Origin of the sequence: Agrobacterium sp. OT33 (assembly GCF_017313365.1) — a bacterium.
Lineage (GTDB): Bacteria > Pseudomonadota > Alphaproteobacteria > Rhizobiales > Rhizobiaceae > Agrobacterium > Agrobacterium rhizogenes_A.
This window is the reverse complement of the sequence record NZ_JAFLMZ010000009.1, coordinates 270,029-288,080: the sequence shown is the minus strand read 5'-3', so window position 1 is coordinate 288,080 and position 18,052 is coordinate 270,029. Positions and strand designations below refer to the sequence as shown.

Annotated in this window: 12 protein-coding genes; 6 read left to right on the top strand and 6 right to left on the bottom strand. The window is 61.4% G+C overall.

Annotated elements, in window-relative coordinates; translation table 11 throughout:
- Positions 1-81: 81 nt before the first annotated feature.
- The 4 genes from JZX88_RS21675 (at position 82) to JZX88_RS21660 (ending at position 4,733) form a co-directional block, all read left to right on the top strand.
- Positions 82-1,635 carry a Do family serine endopeptidase gene (locus JZX88_RS21675; protein ID WP_065115217.1) on the top strand — a complete coding sequence of 518 codons (1,554 nt, stop codon included), beginning with the start codon at positions 82-84 and terminating at the stop codon, positions 1,633-1,635.
- A 272-nt stretch (positions 1,636-1,907) separates the two neighbouring features.
- Complete coding sequence (locus JZX88_RS21670; protein WP_035218197.1) at positions 1,908-2,666, top strand: response regulator transcription factor; 759 nt, start codon at positions 1,908-1,910, stop codon at positions 2,664-2,666.
- 9 nt (positions 2,667-2,675) lie between these two features.
- Positions 2,676-4,085 carry a HAMP domain-containing sensor histidine kinase gene (locus JZX88_RS21665; protein ID WP_065116167.1) on the top strand — a complete coding sequence of 470 codons (1,410 nt, stop codon included), beginning with the start codon at positions 2,676-2,678 and terminating at the stop codon, positions 4,083-4,085.
- Positions 4,086-4,307: 222 nt separating this feature from the next.
- On the top strand, positions 4,308-4,733 hold the full coding sequence (locus tag JZX88_RS21660) for a thiol-disulfide oxidoreductase DCC family protein (RefSeq protein WP_065115218.1): 426 nt from the start codon (positions 4,308-4,310) through the stop codon (positions 4,731-4,733).
- 163 nt (positions 4,734-4,896) lie between these two features.
- On the opposite strand, the gene JZX88_RS21655 is transcribed toward JZX88_RS21660, so the two are convergent.
- On the bottom strand, positions 4,897-5,754 hold the full coding sequence (locus JZX88_RS21655) for a MipA/OmpV family protein (RefSeq protein ID WP_371741220.1): 858 nt from the start codon (positions 5,752-5,754) through the stop codon (positions 4,897-4,899).
- A 322-nt stretch (positions 5,755-6,076) separates the two neighbouring features.
- On the opposite strand from JZX88_RS21655, the gene JZX88_RS21650 reads away from it, so the two are divergent.
- On the top strand, positions 6,077-9,046 hold the full coding sequence (locus tag JZX88_RS21650; RefSeq protein WP_206914661.1) for a bifunctional [glutamine synthetase] adenylyltransferase/[glutamine synthetase]-adenylyl-L-tyrosine phosphorylase: 2,970 nt from the start codon (positions 6,077-6,079) through the stop codon (positions 9,044-9,046).
- 224 nt (positions 9,047-9,270) lie between these two features.
- Here the strand turns inward: JZX88_RS21650 and JZX88_RS21645 are convergent, their stop codons facing one another.
- From JZX88_RS21645 to pepN, 3 genes are all read right to left on the bottom strand, one after another.
- Positions 9,271-11,607 carry a PAS domain-containing sensor histidine kinase gene (locus tag JZX88_RS21645; protein ID WP_206914660.1) on the bottom strand — a complete coding sequence of 779 codons (2,337 nt, stop codon included), beginning with the start codon at positions 11,605-11,607 and terminating at the stop codon, positions 9,271-9,273.
- 239 nt (positions 11,608-11,846) lie between these two features.
- The gene (locus JZX88_RS21640; protein ID WP_206914659.1) at positions 11,847-12,167 is read right to left on the bottom strand and encodes a carboxymuconolactone decarboxylase family protein; all 321 of its coding nucleotides are present in this window, start codon (positions 12,165-12,167) and stop codon (positions 11,847-11,849) included.
- A 135-nt stretch (positions 12,168-12,302) separates the two neighbouring features.
- Entirely contained in the window at positions 12,303-14,951 is a 2,649-nt protein-coding gene (gene pepN, locus JZX88_RS21635; RefSeq protein ID WP_206914658.1) for an aminopeptidase N, read from the bottom strand.
- Positions 14,952-15,454: 503 nt separating this feature from the next.
- On the opposite strand from pepN, the gene JZX88_RS21630 reads away from it, so the two are divergent.
- Positions 15,455-16,393: a DMT family transporter gene (locus JZX88_RS21630; RefSeq protein WP_206914657.1), complete on the top strand. Its 939-nt coding sequence runs from the start codon at positions 15,455-15,457 to the stop codon at positions 16,391-16,393.
- A 379-nt stretch (positions 16,394-16,772) separates the two neighbouring features.
- On the opposite strand, the gene JZX88_RS21625 is transcribed toward JZX88_RS21630, so the two are convergent.
- A complete protein-coding gene (locus JZX88_RS21625) occupies positions 16,773-16,964 on the bottom strand; it encodes a hypothetical protein (protein ID WP_003509784.1) in 192 nt (63 codons plus the stop codon).
- Positions 16,965-17,115: 151 nt separating this feature from the next.
- Positions 17,116-18,024 (bottom strand): uracil-DNA glycosylase family protein, encoded by a 909-nt coding sequence (locus JZX88_RS21620; protein WP_174031030.1) that lies wholly within the window; start codon positions 18,022-18,024, stop codon positions 17,116-17,118.
- Positions 18,025-18,052 lie beyond the last annotated feature (28 nt).

The following is an 18,052-nucleotide window of genomic DNA, read 5'->3' as shown; positions in this document are numbered from 1 at the left end:
GTGTTGCCTCCTATATCTTCATCATCCACCGCTTCTCCCCCGGTCAAACGGGCTCCAGTTGAATGAAGAAAGAAGGTACCCATGTCTCACTCGCAAAACGGACGTTCCCCGCTGAAGACGGCCCTGAAGGCCACGACCGTTGGCGGTCTTGCCGCCCTGATGCTTTCGACCGGTATCGCCGCGCCGATCGCCCATTTGTTTGCCGCCCCCGTGGAAGTGAATGCGCCGCAGGTTCCGAGCTTCGCCAATGTGGTCGATGCGGTTTCGCCCGCCGTCGTCTCCGTCCGCGTCCAGTCGAACGTGCAGCCCGCTTCCGATGATTCCAGCAACTTCTCCTTCAACTTCGGCGGCCGTGGTCTCGACCAGCTGCCGGATGACCATCCGCTGAAGCGCTTCTTCAAGGAATTTGGCGGCCCCAATCAGGACCGTTCCGACCGTGGCCCCAACCGCCACCGTGACGGCAAGGGTCCGCTGCGCCCGGTTGCCCAGGGCTCCGGCTTCTTCATCTCCGAAGACGGCTACATCGTCACCAACAACCACGTTGTCGATGACGGCTCCGCCTATACGATCGTGATGAATGACGGCACCGAACTTGACGCCAAGCTCGTCGGCCGCGATCCGCGCACCGATCTGGCGCTCCTCAAGGTCGATGTGAACCGCAAGTTCACCTATGTGCAGTTTGCCGATGACAGCAAGATCCGCGTCGGTGACTGGGTCGTTGCCGTCGGCAACCCCTTCGGCCTCGGCGGCACGGTGACATCGGGCATTATTTCGGCCCGTGGCCGCGATATCGGCTCCGGCCCCTATGACGACTACCTGCAGATCGACGCCGCCGTGAACCGTGGTAACTCGGGTGGTCCCGCCTTCAACCTCAACGGCGAAGTGGTCGGCATCAACACCGCCATCTTCTCGCCGTCGGGCGGCAATGTCGGCATCGCCTTCGCCATCCCCGCATCGGTTGCCAAGGACGTGATTGCCGACCTGCAGAAGGACGGCAAGGTCGAACGCGGCTGGCTCGGCGTGCAGATTCAGCCCGTCAGCAAGGATATCGCCGAATCGCTCGGTCTTTCCGAAGCAAGCGGCGCACTCGTTGTCTCGCCGCAGTCCGGTTCGCCGGGCGACAAGGCCGGCATCAAGCAGGGTGACATCATCACCGCCGTCAATGGCGAGCCGGTCAAGGATGCCCGCGACCTGTCGCGCCGCATCGGCGGCATGGCCCCCAACGCCAAGGTTGAAATCTCGCTCTGGCGCGGTGGCAAATCGCAGTCGGTAACCGTGACGCTCGGCGATCTCGCAAGCGATGACGCTTCCAAGGCGACGCCTGCCCAGAACGACGACAAGGGCGGCCAGTCCTCCAGCGAGAAGGTGCTCTCCAGCCTCGGCCTGACGGTTTCGCCCGCCGATGACGGCAACGGCCTTGCCATCACCGATGTCGATCCGGACAGCGATGCTGCCGCCCGCGGCCTGAAGACGGGTGAGAAGATCACCTCGGTCAACAACCAGCAGGTCGCTTCCGCCGCCGATATCGAGAAAATCCTCGAGCAGGCCAAGAAGGACGGACGTTCCAAGGCGCTGTTCCAGATCCAGACGGACGACGGCAGCCGCTTCATCGCTCTGGATATCGACCAGGGTTGATAGGTTAAAAGGCGATGCCGGTTCTTTTGGGAGCCGGCATCGCCACGGAATGTGTCTCGCCTCGAGGCGGGACAAAGAAATATGGAGCGAGCGCGCGCCGCTTGTTTCTTCTCCCCTAGGGGGGAGAAGGTCGCGGCAGCGGGATGAGGGAGCGGCGTCAGCGATAGATCGCGAGCTTGCCCACTCATCCGACCCTTCGGGCCACCTTCTCCCCGGCGGGGAGAAGAAAGGACCCGCAACGCCGGTCCAGGCAGCATCGCGGAGGAAACCTCATGGAAAACAAGGTTCAGGAAATGTCTGTCGCATCTCTTTCCGGTTGTGCGGAAAAGGGCGAGGGCGCTATTGTCCCGCACATGAAGATTCTTGTCATTGAAGACGACCTGGAGGCTGCGGCCTATATGACCAAGGCGTTCCGCGAAGCCGGGATCGTCGCCGATCACGCGAGCGACGGTGAGAGCGGTCTGTTCATGGGCTGCGAGAACGCCTACGACGTCATGGTGATCGACCGCATGTTGCCGCGCCGTGACGGGCTTTCCGTCATCAGCGAGCTGCGCCGCCGCGGCATCGAGACGCCGGTTCTGATCCTTTCCGCGCTGGGGCAGGTGGATGACCGCGTCACCGGCCTGCGCGCCGGCGGTGACGATTATCTGCCGAAGCCCTATGCCTTTTCCGAATTGCTCGCCCGCATCGAGGTGCTGGGCCGCCGCAAGGGCAAGCCCGAGCAGGACATGGTCTACCGCGTCGGCGATCTCGAACTTGACCGGCTCTCCCATGATGTCCGCCGTGGCGGCAAGGAAATCCTCCTCCAGCCGCGTGAATTCCGCCTGCTGGAATATCTGATGAAGAATGCCGGCCAGGTCGTCACCCGCACTATGCTGCTGGAAAACGTCTGGGATTATCATTTCGACCCGCAGACCAATGTCATCGACGTGCATGTCTCCCGCCTGCGTTCCAAGATCGAGAAGGACTTCGAGAAGCCGCTGCTGAAGACCATTCGCGGCGCCGGTTACATGATGAAGGATGAGGGCTGATTGGCGAAAATGGCCCGCCTCAGAATATTGTTCAGATCGACGGCGGTGCGCCTATCGGCGCTCTATATCCTGCTGTTTGCGCTCTGCGCCGCCTTTCTCGTGTTTTATGTCACCGCCCTTTCCGAACGGCTGCTGAACCAGCAGACGCGCGATGCCGTCCTTCAGGAAGTCTCGGATGTGCAGCGTATCTATAATCGCGGCGGCATCAACCCGTTGCTCAGGATGATGGAGCGCCGCGCCCGCCAGCCGGGTGCGAGCCTTTATGTCATCGCCGGGCCGAATGGCGAAATCCTCGCCGGCAACGTCGCCTCCGTGCAGCCCGGCGTCTTCGACAAGGAAGGCTGGACGGGATTTCCCTTCCGTTACGAGCGTTATTCCGAAAGCGGCGACAGCGTCCAGCATCTTGCCACGGCCAACGTCTTCCTGCTGGACAATGGTCTGCGCATCCTGATCGGCCGCGACCTCGGCGAGCCGACAAAGTTCCGCGCACTCGTGCGCAATGCGCTGATGGTGGCGTTGGCGATCATGAGCGGCGGTGCGCTGCTCATCTGGTTCGGCATCGGCCGCAATGCGCTGAAGCGCATCGACCGCATGTCTGCGGCGACCAAGAAGATCATGGCCGGCGATCTTTCGCAGCGTCTGCCGCAGGGCCGCTCGGGCGATGAGTTCGACCGGTTGTCGGGTTCGCTCAACGCCATGCTCGGCCGCATCGAAAAATTGAACGAGGGCTTGCGGCAGGTTTCCGACAATATCGCCCACGACCTCAAAACGCCGCTGACGCGGTTGCGCAACAAGGCGGCTGCCGCGCTTGACGATGATGACGAGACCAGACGGCGCGCGGCGCTCGAGGGCATCATCGCCGAGTCCGACCAGCTTATCCGCACCTTCAACGCGCTGCTGATGATTTCCCGTGTCGAGGCAGGCTCGATTGCCGCCGAAATGACCGATGTGGACATGTCTGCGATTGCCGCCGACAGCGCCGAGCTTTACGAACCGGTGGCCGAGGACGCCGGCCTTGCGCTCGAAGCGCAGATTGAGCCCGGCCTTTCGGTGCAGGGCAACCGCGAACTGATCGGCCAGGCCCTGTCGAACCTCATCGACAACGCCATGAAATATGCCTGCGAAAGCGAGGGTGACAAAAAACTTGCCGTCCGGCTGGTAAAAGAGCCGGAGGCAATCGTGCTCTCCGTTGCCGATAATGGCCCGGGCATTCCTGCCGACAAACGCGGCGAAGTGCTGAAACGTTTCGTGCGGCTGGACGAAAGCCGCTCCAAACCGGGCACCGGCCTCGGCCTCTCGCTGGTGGAGGCCGTTATGGAATTGCACGGCGGATCGCTGGTGCTGTCGGACACCGATGCCTCGAATGCGGCTTGCCCGGGCTTGACCGTCTCGATGGTCTTTCCCCTTCCAAAGCCATAAAACGGCGGCCTGACGGCTGGGTGCGGCAACGCTGTCTCTCGTGCATGAGCCGGCCTGGCAAAGCTCGTGCTGATCGCGGATATTTGCGCGGAAATTCTTCTCCGTTCGAGACATAACGGTCTTTTGAGATTGAATTAAAAGAAGATCGGAAGAATATTGCGGAGATTATTGCCGCACTTTATTCGTCGATCCCATGGCGATCGGCAAAAGGACTTGTGACAGATGGCAGGCACAACGCCCCCGGCCGGCGACCCGCATGGCCCCATCATTCTGTTCGACGCTGAATGTGTGCTGTGTTCCGTCAATGCCCAGTTCGTGCTGCGGCATGACACGCGGGGATATTTCCGGCTGGCATCCATGCAGGGGGCGGCCGGGGCGGAAATCTACCGGCGGCACGGCATGGACCCGAAAGATCCGGTCAGCCTGCTGGTCGTGGACGGCGGCAGGGTGCGGCAGGATAGCGACGCTGTTTTGAGCATCTACGAGGCGCTTGGCTTGCCTTGGCGGCTGCTTGCCGTCCTTCGCATCATCCCCGCATTTTTGCGCGATCCCGTTTATCGCTGTGTCGCACGCAATCGCTACCGTTGGTTCGGAAAGCGCGCGCAATGCTGGGTGGCGCCGCCGCAATATAGGGACAGGATTCTTTGACTGCGGTGATTGCCGCACGCACAAGACATGCGGCACCCCCGGCGGGACGGATGCGATTGACAGCGCGGAAAGGGTGCGCTGGCCGCACGATGTCCGCAGTTCCGGTCTTTCCTCCTGGTCTCGCGGGAACATGCCGCTGCGGCGCATGTTCCCGCTTTGCGGCTCAGAACGTATAGGCCACGCCCACCATCGCAAATGGCTGTATGTCCTTCTTCACGATCGGGCTGTCCTTGGCATCGCCCAGCAGGAAGCCGACGCCGCCGGTGCCGGTCAGAACCCAGTTTTCCGTCATCAGGTAGGAGATAGAGGCGCTGGCGTCGATCCGCTTGAAACCGGCCTTCGCGTCGTAGCGGCGCAGACCGGAGCGGGCCGATTGCGCCGACGTCACGCCGAAATAGGATTTCATGTGGTTGTCATCCGCCCAGGTGGCGGAAAGGTCCGCACCGAGAATGAACTGGTCGACCTTGTGCGAGACACTGGCGCCGACGGTCGCCGTCAGGCCTTCGCTGCCACCGATGGTCTTGTCCACCTTGGCGTAGATTTCGAAAGGCTCGACGCCATAAGCGATGACGCCGCCAACCACGCCACCCGCCTTGATGTCGCCCAGACCGCGCAGGTTCTTCTTGTCGTCCTTTTCCTTGCGTCCGGCTTCCCAGCCGCCCTTGATGCCCAGCCGGAAGCCGTTCTGGTTCAGGAGATTGACGGTGGCGCCGCTGAAATCGATGCTCAGCGTATCGCCATATTGCACGGACACCAGCGGAACCGCGCCTGCTTCGAGTTTGTCCGAACCCTCATATTTGGGGGCATAGGCGGCGCCGACGCCGAGCGTGATCTTCCAGTCGCTGGAACTGCTGTAGCGGGCATTGTCGAAATTGCCCTGCGGATCGGCCACCCGGTCCGATTTGCCGATATCGGCGGCGAAAACGGGTGTGCAGACGGCTTGCGCCATGGGCAGCGTTGCCAGGCAGAGCGCCATCGCACGCAGGTTCTTTTGCCATTTCACAGTAAGAAATTCTCTCATGATCATATCCGTTGCAGCATCGGGCGTTGGAAAACCCGGGAGTCGGGTTTCGTTGAGGATGACGCTACGCGGGCACAATTGCGGAGACATTACGCACTGCCGGCACCTGCGCTTCGGCGTGAAAATCCGGGGCGGTTTTGGAAAACATCGGCGAAAACGGTTTTCCTGATCGCAAAGCGCCCCGCATTTGTTACAACGCGAAGTCTATGCACCCCAGGCTTCGGCCGGGTGCGGCGGCAGGGCGGTTTGCGGGGAGTGGCCCGTCCTGAAACCGCCGCGGCCGAAGAATGCGGGTGCGACAGCGGCAAGAGGGAGAGAGACAGTGACGAAACCTGAAAGCGCCGGAAGGCGGCTGAACGAGGTTCTGCCGGGCGTGATCCGCCCCTATACGCAGACGGAACTGAAATCCGTTCTTTCGACCCTGAAGGATATCGGCAAAAACGAGCCGGCGGTGGCCGCGTTGCTGGCAGACGAAAGCCCACTGAAGGATTTTATCGCCAGTGCTTTCACGCTGTCGCCCTATCTGCGCGACATGGCGGCGGCGGATGAGGGGCTGCTGTCGCTGGCGATTTCAAAACCGCTGGAGCCATTGCTGGCCGATCTCGTCCGTGAGGCACGCGACTGCTGGAAGCCGGGCGAGGAAGGTGGCGTGCCCACCGAAAACGAGGTGATGTCGCGGCTCCGCGTTGCCAAGCGACGGCTTTCCTTCGTTGCGGCGCTCGCCGATCTCGCCCGCATCTTCACTGCCCGCGATACGACGCGCTGGCTGAGCGAGATGGCGGATGCATCGCTTTCCGCCGCTATCGATCACCTGCTGCTTTCCGCCCATGAGAGCGGCAAGCTGAAACTGAAGAACGCCGCCGCGCCGAGCGAGGGGTCCGGCCTGATCGTGCTTGGCATGGGCAAGCTCGGCGCGCGCGAACTCAACTATTCCTCCGATATCGATGCCGTCGTGTTCTTCGAACCTTCGGCGGGCATCATGGACGATCCTTATGATGCAACGGAGAATTTCGGCCGCATGATGCGCCGTCTCGTGCGTATCATGCAGGAGCGCACGGCGGATGGTTATGTCTTCCGCACCGATCTGAGGCTACGCCCCGACCCCGGTTCGACACCGCTCGCGATTCCCGTGGAGGCGGCGCTGCTTTATTACGAGGGCAGGGGCCAGAACTGGGAGCGTGCCGCCTATATCAAGGCACGGCCGGTGGCTGGCGACATCAAGGCGGGGGAGAACTTCCTGCGTGAGCTGACGCCCTTCATCTTCCGCAAATATCTCGATTACGCGGCGATTGCCGATATTCACTCCATCAAGCGGCAGATCCATGCGCATAAGGGCCATGGTGCAATCGCGGTGAAGGGCCACAATGTCAAGCTCGGCCGCGGCGGCATTCGCGAGATCGAATTTTTCGCGCAGACGCAGCAGCTTATCGCCGGTGGCCGTATGCCGCCGCTTCGTGTGCGGGCGACGGAGGAGGCGCTGGCGGCGCTGACGGAGGCGAAGTGGATCGACGCCGAAACGCGCGACAGTCTCACCGAAGCCTACTGGTTCCTGCGCGAGGTGGAGCACCGCATCCAGATGGTGCGCGACGAGCAGACCCATGTGCTGCCCGATACCGAAGCCGAATTGAAGCGCATCGCCTTCATGCTCGGTTTCGAGGATACAAGGGCCTTTTCGGAAAAGCTGGAGGAGGTGCTGCGACTGGTGGAGCGGCGTTATTCGGCGCTGTTCGAGCAGGAGGTGAAACTGTCAGGCGAGGCCGGCAATCTGGTCTTCACCGGCCAGAAGGACGACCCCGATACGTTAAAGACGCTCTCCACCCTCGGCTTCGAGCGGCCGGAAGATATTTCCCGCGTCATCCGCACCTGGCACAATGGCCGTTACCGGGCGACACAATCGGTGGAGGCGCGCGAGCGGTTGACAGAACTGACGCCGGACCTGCTGCGGGCCTTCGGCGAAAGCAAGCGGGCGGACGAGGCGCTGCTGCGCTTCGACAATTTCCTCTCCGGCCTGCCGGCGGGCATCCAGCTCTTTTCGCTGCTTGGCAACAACCCGGCGCTTCTGTCGCTCCTGGTAACGATCATGTCATCGGCTCCGCGTCTGGCCGAAATCATCGCCGCCCGCCCGCATGTCTTTGACGGCATGCTGGACCCCGCGCTGATGAGCGACGTGCCGACACGCGATTATCTCGCCCACCGCATGGGGAACTTCCTCTCCAATGCCCGCCACTACGAGGATATTCTCGACCGGCTGCGCATTTTTGCCGCCGAGCAGCGCTTCCTGATCGGCGTCAGGCTCCTGACCGGGGCGATCCGTGGCGAGGTCGCCGCCCGCGCCTTCACCCACCTTGCCGATCTGGTGATCGAGGCGGCGCTGAATGCGGTGCTCACCGAGATGGAAGTGGCGCATGGGCCTTATCCCGGCGGGCGCGTGGCCGTCATGGGCATGGGCAAGCTTGGCTCCTTCGAGCTCACCGCCGGTTCGGATGTCGATCTCATCCTGCTTTACGATTATGACGATGATGCCCATGAATCGACCGGCGCAAAGCCGCTGGATGTCGTGCGTTATTTCACCCGCGTCACGCAAAGGCTGATCGCGGCACTTTCCGCACCGACGGCGGAAGGGGTGCTTTACGAAGTGGACATGCGGCTGCGCCCCTCCGGCAACAAGGGGCCGGTGGCGACCCGCATTTCCGCCTTCGAGAAATACCAGCGTGAGGAAGCCTGGACCTGGGAGCACATGGCGCTCTCCCGCGCCCGGCTCATCTGCGGCGAAGCCTCCTTGATGGAAGATGCACGCCGCATCATCGCCTCCATCCTTTCGCAAAAACGCGATCTGGCCAAGGTTTCCGCCGATGTGCTGGAGATGCGCAGCCTGATCGAGCAGGAGAAACCGCCGGAAAATAACTGGGATTTCAAGCTCATCAATGGCGGCCTGATCGACCTCGAATTCATCGCCCAATATCTGGCGCTGGTGGGGCCGGTGAAGGGGCTTGCCGCGCATGAGCCGGGGCGCAACACGGCCGAGGCGTTGCAGGCGCTTGCCGCGCCTGTCATGGAGCCGCAGGCCTTTGACGACTGCATGGCGGCGATGGGGCTCTATACTGAAATCTCGCAGATCGTGCGGCTGTGCATCGACGGCACCTTCAATCCGAAGGAGGCGCCGGCCGGATTGATCGATCTCGTGTGCCGGGCAGGGGATTGCCCTGACATCCCGACGCTTGAGGGAGAGGTGAAGCGGCTGGCGAAGGCGGTGCGGAAGGCGTTTGTGGGAACGGTGAAGAATGGTGGTTAGTGTTGGTGGGTGCGATACCCCCCTCTGCCCTGCCGGGCATCTCCCCCTCAAGAGGGGAGATCAGCTGGGAGCTAACGCTCGCTCATGCGCAACGTTGGAGATGGGCTGAAGAGTGCCGCGTATCGATCTCCCCCCTTGAGGGGGAGATGCCCGGCAGGGCAGAGGGGGGTACTGCGCGCTCCGCCAATACTTATTGCAGGATGGTCAGCGCGTCCGACGCCAACTCAATGCACCGTCCCGCAGTACCCCGCCGTATGCGGAATGATGATCGTCACCACCGTGCCACGGCCCTCGCAAGAGCGGATTTTCATCGTCCCGCCATGCAGCTTCACCAGCGAGCGTGAAATCGCAAGCCCAAGGCCGGAGCCGCCCTGGCTCTTGGCATATTGGCTCTGCACCTGCTCAAAGGGCTGGCCGATCTTTTCCAAAGCCTGGGTGGGAATGCCGATGCCGGTATCGGCGATGGTGAGGATCATCGCGGCCTCGTGCACATGGGTGCGCAGCGCGATGCGACCGCCATCGCCGGTGAACTTCACGGCGTTTGACAGCAGGTTGAGCATGATCTGCTTCATGGCGCGGCGGTCGCCCTGCATGGTCAGCCCGGCGCAGACCTTCTGCTGAACGGTAATGTTCTTCTGTTCGGCCTGAATGGCGGTGAGACGCAGGGTTTCCTCGATCAGCGGCGCGAGATCGATGGTCTCGCGGTTGATGCGCATATGGCCCGCCTCGATCTTCGACATGTCGAGAATATCGTTGATGACGTTCAAGAGGTGTTTGCCGCTGTCATGGATATCGCGGGCATATTCGGAATATTTCGGCGAGCCGACCGGCCCGAACATCTCGTTTTGCAGGATTTCGGAAAAGCCGAGAATGGCGTTGAGCGGCGTGCGCAGCTCATGGCTCATATTGGCGAGGAATTCGGATTTAGCCCGGTTGGCGGCCTGGGCGCGCTCTTTTTCAGCCAGGTAGTTGGCGTTGGCGTCGGAAAGCTCGGTCTTCTGCCGCTCCAGCTTGTGCTGCGAGGCGGAGAGGTCGCCGATGGTCGCCATCAGCCGGCGCTCGGAATCGCGCAGCCGTTCCTGATGGCGTTTCAGCAGGGTGATATCGGTGCCGACCGAAACGAGGCCGCCGTCATGGGTGCGGCGCTCGTTGATCTGCAGCCAGCGATCATCGGCCAGCTGCACTTCCGTAGTGCGCGACAGGCCGGACTGGTCGGGGTCCGCAACCCGCCGCTCCACCACCGGGCGCGCCGCCGCCGCATGCACGGTGCTTTTCTCGGTGCCGGCCACCAGCACGCTATCAGGCAGGCCGTAGGCCTTCTGATAGTGGGTGTTGCACATCACGAGGCGGTCGTTCTTGTCCCACAGCACGAAGGCTTCCGAGGTGGATTCGATTGCGTCGGCAAGGCGCTGGTCGGCCTCGGCGTAACGCTGGGCGAGGCGGTGCTGTTCGGTCACGTCCATGGCGATGCCGATGACGCGCGGGCCGTTATTGGTGCGGATGACCTGGGCGCGGGCGCGCAGCCAGACATAATGACCCTTGGCATGGCGCATGCGGAAAATCTGGTCGATCTGGCGCAGATTGCCGCAACCCACCGCGCGGGCCAGTTCATAGAGATTGCCGTCTTCGGAATGCATCATCCGGGCCGCGTCGGAAAACGACAGTGGTGCAGCCTTGGGCGGCATGCCCAGAATTTCGTAGAGCGAACCGGACCAGAACATGCGGCGCGAGGAAAGATCGAAATCCCACAACCCGCAACGGCCGCGCGACAGCGCCGTTTCCACCCGCAGGTTGGATTCGGCGAAAATGTCGTCAGCGTCGCGGGCGCGCTTCACCTGCATGTAATAGGCGTAGAGCACGACGAGCAGGATCGAGGAGATGCCGGCAAACAGCGTGACGTTCATGGCGATTTCGCTGCGCCAGAAGGAGCGGATCGGCTGCAGCGAACGCGCAGCGATCACCATCGCGCCATCATCGCCGAAGGGGATCATCGTCGCATAATGCTGCTGGCCGTCAATGTTGGTCTCGATGGTGCCGGGTGCGCCGGGAAAACGCTGGACGATGGCGATTTCGGGAAGCAAAGCGGGCAGCGACGTGCCGATATAGAGCATTGCTTCCTTGCCGGCGCCGGCGAAAATCCGGCCATTGCTGCCGGAGAGCAGCACCATGGTGCCATCGGCAAGGCTGCCAGAGGGTAGCGCCGAAACGAGGCTTGCCTCTGCGCGGGCGCGGTCCTGCGCGGGAAAGACGGTGCCGTTGTTGAGAAGTGCCGCCTTGGCGGTCAGCGCCGTCAGCGCCGTGGAGTGGCGGGCGGCCTCTTCCATGCGGCTGTATTCGGCAACGATGCCGAGCATGCGCGAGGCCGCGACGACGACAAGGAAAGCAAGGATGAGAATGGGTATCAGGCGCTTCAGCAGGGTCTCGACCTGCGGTGCCGGGCGGTCGGAGCCATTCATCAAACCCATCAGGTCGCTGGAGAGCCTTTCGCCCCAGGCCGCAAGATCAGAAAATTTGGCATACGGCCGCTCATCGCCCGCAGTCGCCCGCCGCACGTTCGTCATTGTCCCGCCTTTTAGATGTCCCCAGTGATTCGAAGCGCCGCCGCTCGAATATCTCCAATGAATCAAATGCGATTCGCCGTGTCCAGAGGCAAAAGTTAAAAGAATTTTAACCCCTTGAACCGACTCCGTATTTTTTCGGGACGGTTTGTTTCCGCTCTGCCAAAATCGGGAATAATGAGTGAAATCAGTGAGCCGGCAGTCCAATGCCGGCTATTGCGCGGCGCGGGTGGAAGCGTGTTTCAGGTGCCGTCAAAGGCCTCGAGGGCAGGGCCGAGCGCGCTGATGACGCCATTGCCCGCAGCCGGCAGACCGGTCAGCACCGCGCTGATGATATCCTCACGGCTTGCGCCACGCGCCCTGGCTTCCATGACATGAAAGCCGATGCCGCTTTCAAAGCGCAGGGCGGCCAGAATGCCGATATAGATCAGGCTTTGGGTCTTTCGATCGAGCGTGGACGCCATACCGAGACCCTGCACGGCCTGAAGCCATGCGGCACTGTGGGTGGGAGCGTCAGTCGTGAAGCGCGCAAATGAAGCGCTGGTCCTGGACATGTCGGTCATCTGCAATCCTTTCTGGTTCGGGGCCGCTTGCGGCCGCTCCAAACCATCATGTTGCGCAATGCGTTACGCCGCCTTGATGGATATCAAGACGGCGTTTTGGCATGTCCGGAATATTGGCGGAGCGCAATTGCGGGTTCAGCCCTTCAGGATGCGCCCGACAATGTCGCTCACATCCGTGGACAGGCCCTTCGCATAGGCAATGGTCGAAAGTGCCGCCCGGGCGTGTTCGGCGCGGCTTGCCTCCAGAGACCGCCATGAACGCATGGAGGTGAGAATGCGCGCGGCAAGCTGCGGGTTGCGTTTGTCGATGGCGATGATCTGTTCCGCCAGGAACCGATAGGCGGCGCCGTCAGCGCGGTGGAAGCCGGTGGGGTTGGCGAAGGCAAGCGTGCCCACCAGCGAGCGGACGCGGTTCGGATTGGTGGCGATGAAATGTTTCGATTTCATCAGCGCCTTGATGCGATCAAGCGCGCCGTCGCCGGGAATGGCGGCCTGCAGCGAAAACCACTTGTCGAGGACAAGCGCATTGTCGGCAAAGCGCGTTTCGAAGGCGGCGAGCGCTTCTTTCGTCTCGGCGCTGTCGGGGAAACGCTGGGTCAGTACGCCGAGCGCATGGGCGAGATCGGTCATGTTGGTGGCGTCGGCATAGGCTTTCGCCGCGCGTTCCGGTGTCTCCTCGGCAAAGGCGAGGTAGGTCAATGCGCCGTTGCGCAGCGAGCGGCGTCCGGCGCTGTCCGCATCCGGGCTATAGGCGTCGCTGTCACCCGCATCGTCCGCAAGCCGCCGCAGGGTTTCAAGCCCGGCTGTCGCCACCGCCTTGATCGTGGCGTTGCGCGCCTTGTGAATGGCGTCCGGATCGGTATTGCCGCCCAGTTCACGGGCAATATCCGTCTCGCTCGGCAGCGCCAGCGCCTGTGCGCGGAAAGCGGGCTCAAGCGCATCATTGCCGATGATTTCGATAAGCGTCGCGGTGAGGTCCGCATCCGTGCGGATCTCTTCACCGTTCTGCACCGCCTTGGTGGCGGCAATCAGCACCGGCAAGGAGAGATCGGTGAGCGCCTGGAAACGGGCGAACATGTCAGTCTCATGCCGGGCGATCTGCACCAGATCGGCCGCGCTCTGTTCGAAATGCATGTTGACCGGCGCGGAGAAGCTGCGGTTGATCGACAGAACCGGCCGTGAAGAAATACCGGAGAAGGAAAATGTCTGATTGCGCCCGGTAAGGTGCAATACACCATTGCGGTACTCACCGCCTTCGACGGCCTGCGGTTCGGCGATCTGGCCGTTGTCGAGGATCAGCGCCAGCGACAACGGGATGTGCCGCGGCTGTTTCACCGGCTGGCCGGGTGTCGGTGTGGTGGTCTGTTCCAGTGTCAGGCTGAACGTGGCCTTGCCCGTGTCGTAAGCGGCGGAGACGGAGACCAGCGGCGTGCCGGCCTCGGTGTACCACAGCGAAAACTGCGAAAGATCGCGGCCGCTGGCATCCGCAAAGCTCTTGACGAAATCCTCAACCGTCGCCGCTTCGCCGTCATGACGTTCGAAATAAAGGTCCATGCCCTTCTTGAAATCGTCAGCACCGAGGATCGTGGCGATCATGCGGGTGACTTCGGCACCCTTTTCATAAACGGTCGTCGTGTAGAAATTGTTGATTTCGCGGTAGGTGTCGGGACGCGGCGGATGCGCCAGCGGACCGGAATCTTCCGGAAACTGCTCCGATTTCAGATGGCGTACATCGGCGATGCGCTTGACGGGGCGCGAGCGCATGTCGGCGGAAAATTCCTGATCGCGATAAACCGTCAGGCCTTCCTTCAGGCACAGCTGGAACCAGTCGCGGCAGGTAATGCGGTTGCCGGTCCAGTTGTGGAAATATTCATGCGCGATGATGCGCTCGATATTGGCGTAATCCGCGTCGGAGGCGGTTTCCGGATCGGCCAGCACGAATTTGTCGTTGAAGACGTTGAGACCCTTGTTCTCCATCGCCCCCATGTTGAAATCGGATACGGCGACGATCATGAAGATATCGAGGTCGTATTCGCGGCCGAAACGCTCCTCGTCCCATTTCATCGAACGCTTCAGCGCGTCCATGGCATAGGCCGCACGCGGCTCCTTGCCGTGCTCGACATAAATCTTCAGCGCCACTTCGCGACCGGACATGGTGGTGAAGGTGTCTTCCACCACGCCGAGATCACCGGCGACGAGTGCGAAGAGATAGCTGGGTTTCGGATGCGGATCGAACCAGGCGGCGAAGTGCCGGCCTTCGTCGTAATTGCCGCCGCCGAGGAAATTGCCGTTCGACAAAAGCAGCGGATTGCCTTCCTTCGCCGCGATGATCGTTACCGTATAGGGCGCCAGAACATCGGGGCGGTCGGGGAAATAGGTGATGCGGCGGAAACCTTCGGCCTCGCATTGGGTGCAATAAACGCCATTGGTGCGATAAAGCCCCATCAGCTGCGTATTGACCTGCGGATTGATGTAATTGGTGATGCAGATTTCGAAAGGCGTCTCCGCCGGCAGGTCGCGGATCGTCAGGCTGTCGGGCGTCGCCTCATATTGGCCGGCGGGAACCTCCACCTGGTCGAGCAGCAGGCTGGAAAGCGTCAGTTCGTCGCCATCGAGAACCAGAGGCGCCTGCCGCTCAGTGCCTTCGCGCCGGTGAAAGATCAGACGGGCTTCGACCTTGGTATTCCTGGGGTCGAGTTCGAAGGTGAGATCCACCCGCTCCAGAACGAAATCGGTGGGGCGGTAATCTGCCAGGTGAACGATCTGGCCCGTGTCTGTTCGCATGACTGTTCCTGAATAACTTAGCGTGGTCTTCCCGGCATCATGTCGCCATAAGTCCCGGATGTAAAATGGGTAGAGTATTCGTCACGTTCATGTGCGCGTCGGAGGACGTTCTGTCCCGCCATGGAAGGCTTTTCCGGCCATGCAGACGATCCTCCCCGCCGCCGGACCCATGGACCTTCGCAGCAAATGTTGAACGATTGCTGAAATTATATTTTATTTTCTTCAAATTTTAGCGCGTGTCGTTTTTGGTCTGACGCAATACAAATATTCTCCTTTCGTCATTCTGGCTCAAGGCCGGAATCGCGGGAGGAGAGGCTTAGAAAACGGGGAAGCAATCCCTTGCCGTCACCAAATCAACCGAATTCATGAGTGAATAACATTTTTTGATGTAAAGGGCGGATGGAATGCTCTAGCGTTGCGCAAATCCAATTCCCCTGCGTCGTCCTCCCCGCATGAAAAATATCCTGATGGCGTGTTTGCGCAGCCGACATGAGTAACTGCCAATGAACGCCGAACCGACCAATCCCTTCCGCGGGATCAGCATGAAGCTGATTTCGGTCGGCTTGTTTCTGGTCATGCAGACCTGTATCAAGGCCGCCGGTCCCGATGTGCCGGCCGGCCAGATCACCTTCTTCCGTTCCGCCTTCGCGATTATCCCGATTGTCGTTTATCTCGCCTGGCTGCAGGCGCTGACCAGCGCGCTGCATACCAACAATCTTCTCGGCCATTTCAAGCGCGGTTTTCTTGGCATCCTGTCCATGGCCTGCGGCTTTTACGGGCTGACCATGCTGCCGCTGCCGGAATTCATCGCCATCGGTTATGCCTCACCGCTTCTCGCCGTCGTCTTCGCCGCCTTCATCCTGCATGAGAAGGTGCGCATCTATCGCTGGAGCGCGGTTTTCGTCGGCATGATGGGCGTGCTGGTGATCCTGTGGCCGAAGATGACGCTTCTGCGGGAAGGCGGTTTCGCCGCCGGCGAGGGGCTGGGGGCGATTGCCGTGCTGTGTGGCGCGGCGCTGGGCGGGCTGGCGATGATCCAGGTGCGGCAATTGGTCGATACCGAAAAAACGCCGACCATCGTGCTTTATTTTTCGCTCACCGCTACCCTGCTGTCGCTCGTCAGCGTTCCCTTCGGCTGGAGCGCGCTGAGCATGACGCAGGCCATGCTGCTGATTACCAGCGGCATCTGCGGCGGCGTTGCGCAGATTTTCCTGACGGAGAGCTACCGCCATGCCGAAGTCTCGGTCATCGCACCCTTCGAATACAGCTCCATCGTCTTCGGGATCGCAGTTTCCTACATTCTGTTCGGAGACATCCCCACGCTCACCATGCTGATCGGCACGGCGATCGTCATCCTTGCCGGCATATTCATCATCTTCCGAGAGCATCAGCTGGGTCTGGCAAGACGGGCGGCCCGCAAGGCCTCTACGCCGCAGGGGTGAAGTCGCCATTCCCCCGATATGTTCCGTTGAAGTTGATGGCGACGGGTATTTCTTCTCTCGGCGTCATCCTCGGGCTTGTCCCGAGGATCTGTCAACGTTTTGATTTTGTTGAGGTGATTAGATCCTCGGGTCAAGCCCGAGGATGACGTCGCGGGAAACATTCGTCCCTTGCGCCCTCAATTTCGATGTCATGAGCGTGCAGAAATCTGAACCGGACAACACTACGAAAAGCCCGAGGATGACGTCAGAGTATTTGGCAAGGTTCTTAACCTCGCCGTCTCTCTCAGCAAAACCCGCAAAAGCAAAAGGCGCCTTCCCGAAGAAAGACGCCAGCGCGCAATCATATCTGTGGACCAGCGCTAGACTGGCCTGAGTGCTCTCAGCGCTCGCGGAAATCCGCAAAGACAGCCGAAGGACGCGTCACGCGGACCTGCTGCATGGCAGCGCGTGCGGTCATTTGTTCGTTTGCGGCAGCGCCGAAACGATGGTAGCCCTGACTGGAGCGTGGGCCGAGGCCCGCCAGACGGAGCGTTTCAAAGCCGGAATGTACCGGACGGAAGCGAGTGGTCATTGCCTTGGTTCCTTAAACCGAATTCCTCCCAAGACATGGCCGTATATCGCAGCGCAGCATGGATTCGGCAAGCTGGCTAAATGCGCCGCTGTTATGCGCATTGTGCATGGCTTTTTTCATAATTCGTTTACATTGAGCAAGAATAAGGCAGTCAGCCTTCGGCAATCTTTGCCTGAAAAGCTAATAAATCCTGCCATGCCAATGACTTGCTGGCTGGCGCATTCAAGAGTTCCTGCGGATGCAGGCTGGCCAGAGCTGGCAAAATCAGGTGTCCGGCTGCGACATCACGCCACTGTCCGCGCAGCGTATGGATCGTGCCGGTGCCGCCGAAGAAGAAACGTGCGGTGAAGTTGCCGAGAAGCAACAGGTGTTTTGGCTCGGCAAGGGCGATCTGGCGCTCGATGAAGGGGCGGCAGATATCCATCTCCGCCTGCGTCGGCGGGCGGTTGCCCGGCGGGCGCCAGGGCACGACATTGCCGAGCATGACGGTGCTGCGCTCAAGGCCGATGGCCGCCAGCATCCGGTCGAGCAAAAGGCCGGTCCTGCCGGCAAAGGGCAGGCCTTCACGGTCGTCATCGGCGTCAGGCATGGGGCCGATGACCATGATGGCGGAAGCGGGGTCGCCATCTGCAAAGATCGTATTGCGGGCGCTGTTTTTCAGATTGCAGCCGCTGAAGCCCTCAAGGGCGGTTTTCAGCTCTGTCAGCGACCTTGCGCTTTCGGCCGCAAAACGCGCCGCCGCCACGGCCTGTTCGTCCGGCATGGCAACATTCTGCTGCACCGCCGGGGCTGCTGGCGCGCCGCGTGCCGGCGTCTGGCGTTTCGGCTGCGGCGACTGTTGAGAGTATGGGTCCGCGGCCCGTTCCGCCGTGGGCTGGCCAGGCTGGCGTGCGGCTGCGCCCGTCTCCTGGCCCGGTTGCGGCCGGGCAGGGCGGGCGGCGGCGAATTCGGCGAAACGGTCGACCGGCTGGTTTTCCAGCAGCCAGTCCACGCCCGCATCCGCATGGAAATGCAGAAGGGCGGCGAGTTCGGCCGGGGAGAGGTCGTGGGCGGCGATCATGGGCGGAAATTACCCCATGTTCCCCGCC

Coding starts and splice junctions, on each gene's coding strand:
- JZX88_RS21675 (WP_065115217.1), top strand. CDS start 82: ATGTCTCACTCGCAAAACGGACGTTCCCCGCTGAAGACGGCCCTGAAG.
- JZX88_RS21670 (WP_035218197.1), top strand. CDS start 1,908: ATGGAAAACAAGGTTCAGGAAATGTCTGTCGCATCTCTTTCCGGTTGT.
- JZX88_RS21665 (WP_065116167.1), top strand. CDS start 2,676: ATGGCCCGCCTCAGAATATTGTTCAGATCGACGGCGGTGCGCCTATCG.
- JZX88_RS21660 (WP_065115218.1), top strand. CDS start 4,308: ATGGCAGGCACAACGCCCCCGGCCGGCGACCCGCATGGCCCCATCATT.
- JZX88_RS21655 (WP_371741220.1), bottom strand. CDS start 5,754: ATGAGAGAATTTCTTACTGTGAAATGGCAAAAGAACCTGCGTGCGATG.
- JZX88_RS21645 (WP_206914660.1), bottom strand. CDS start 11,607: ATGACGAACGTGCGGCGGGCGACTGCGGGCGATGAGCGGCCGTATGCC.
- JZX88_RS21640 (WP_206914659.1), bottom strand. CDS start 12,167: ATGACCGACATGTCCAGGACCAGCGCTTCATTTGCGCGCTTCACGACT.
- pepN (WP_206914658.1), bottom strand. CDS start 14,951: ATGCGAACAGACACGGGCCAGATCGTTCACCTGGCAGATTACCGCCCC.
- JZX88_RS21630 (WP_206914657.1), top strand. CDS start 15,455: ATGAACGCCGAACCGACCAATCCCTTCCGCGGGATCAGCATGAAGCTG.
- JZX88_RS21625 (WP_003509784.1), bottom strand. CDS start 16,964: ATGACCACTCGCTTCCGTCCGGTACATTCCGGCTTTGAAACGCTCCGT.
- JZX88_RS21620 (WP_174031030.1), bottom strand. CDS start 18,024: ATGATCGCCGCCCACGACCTCTCCCCGGCCGAACTCGCCGCCCTTCTG.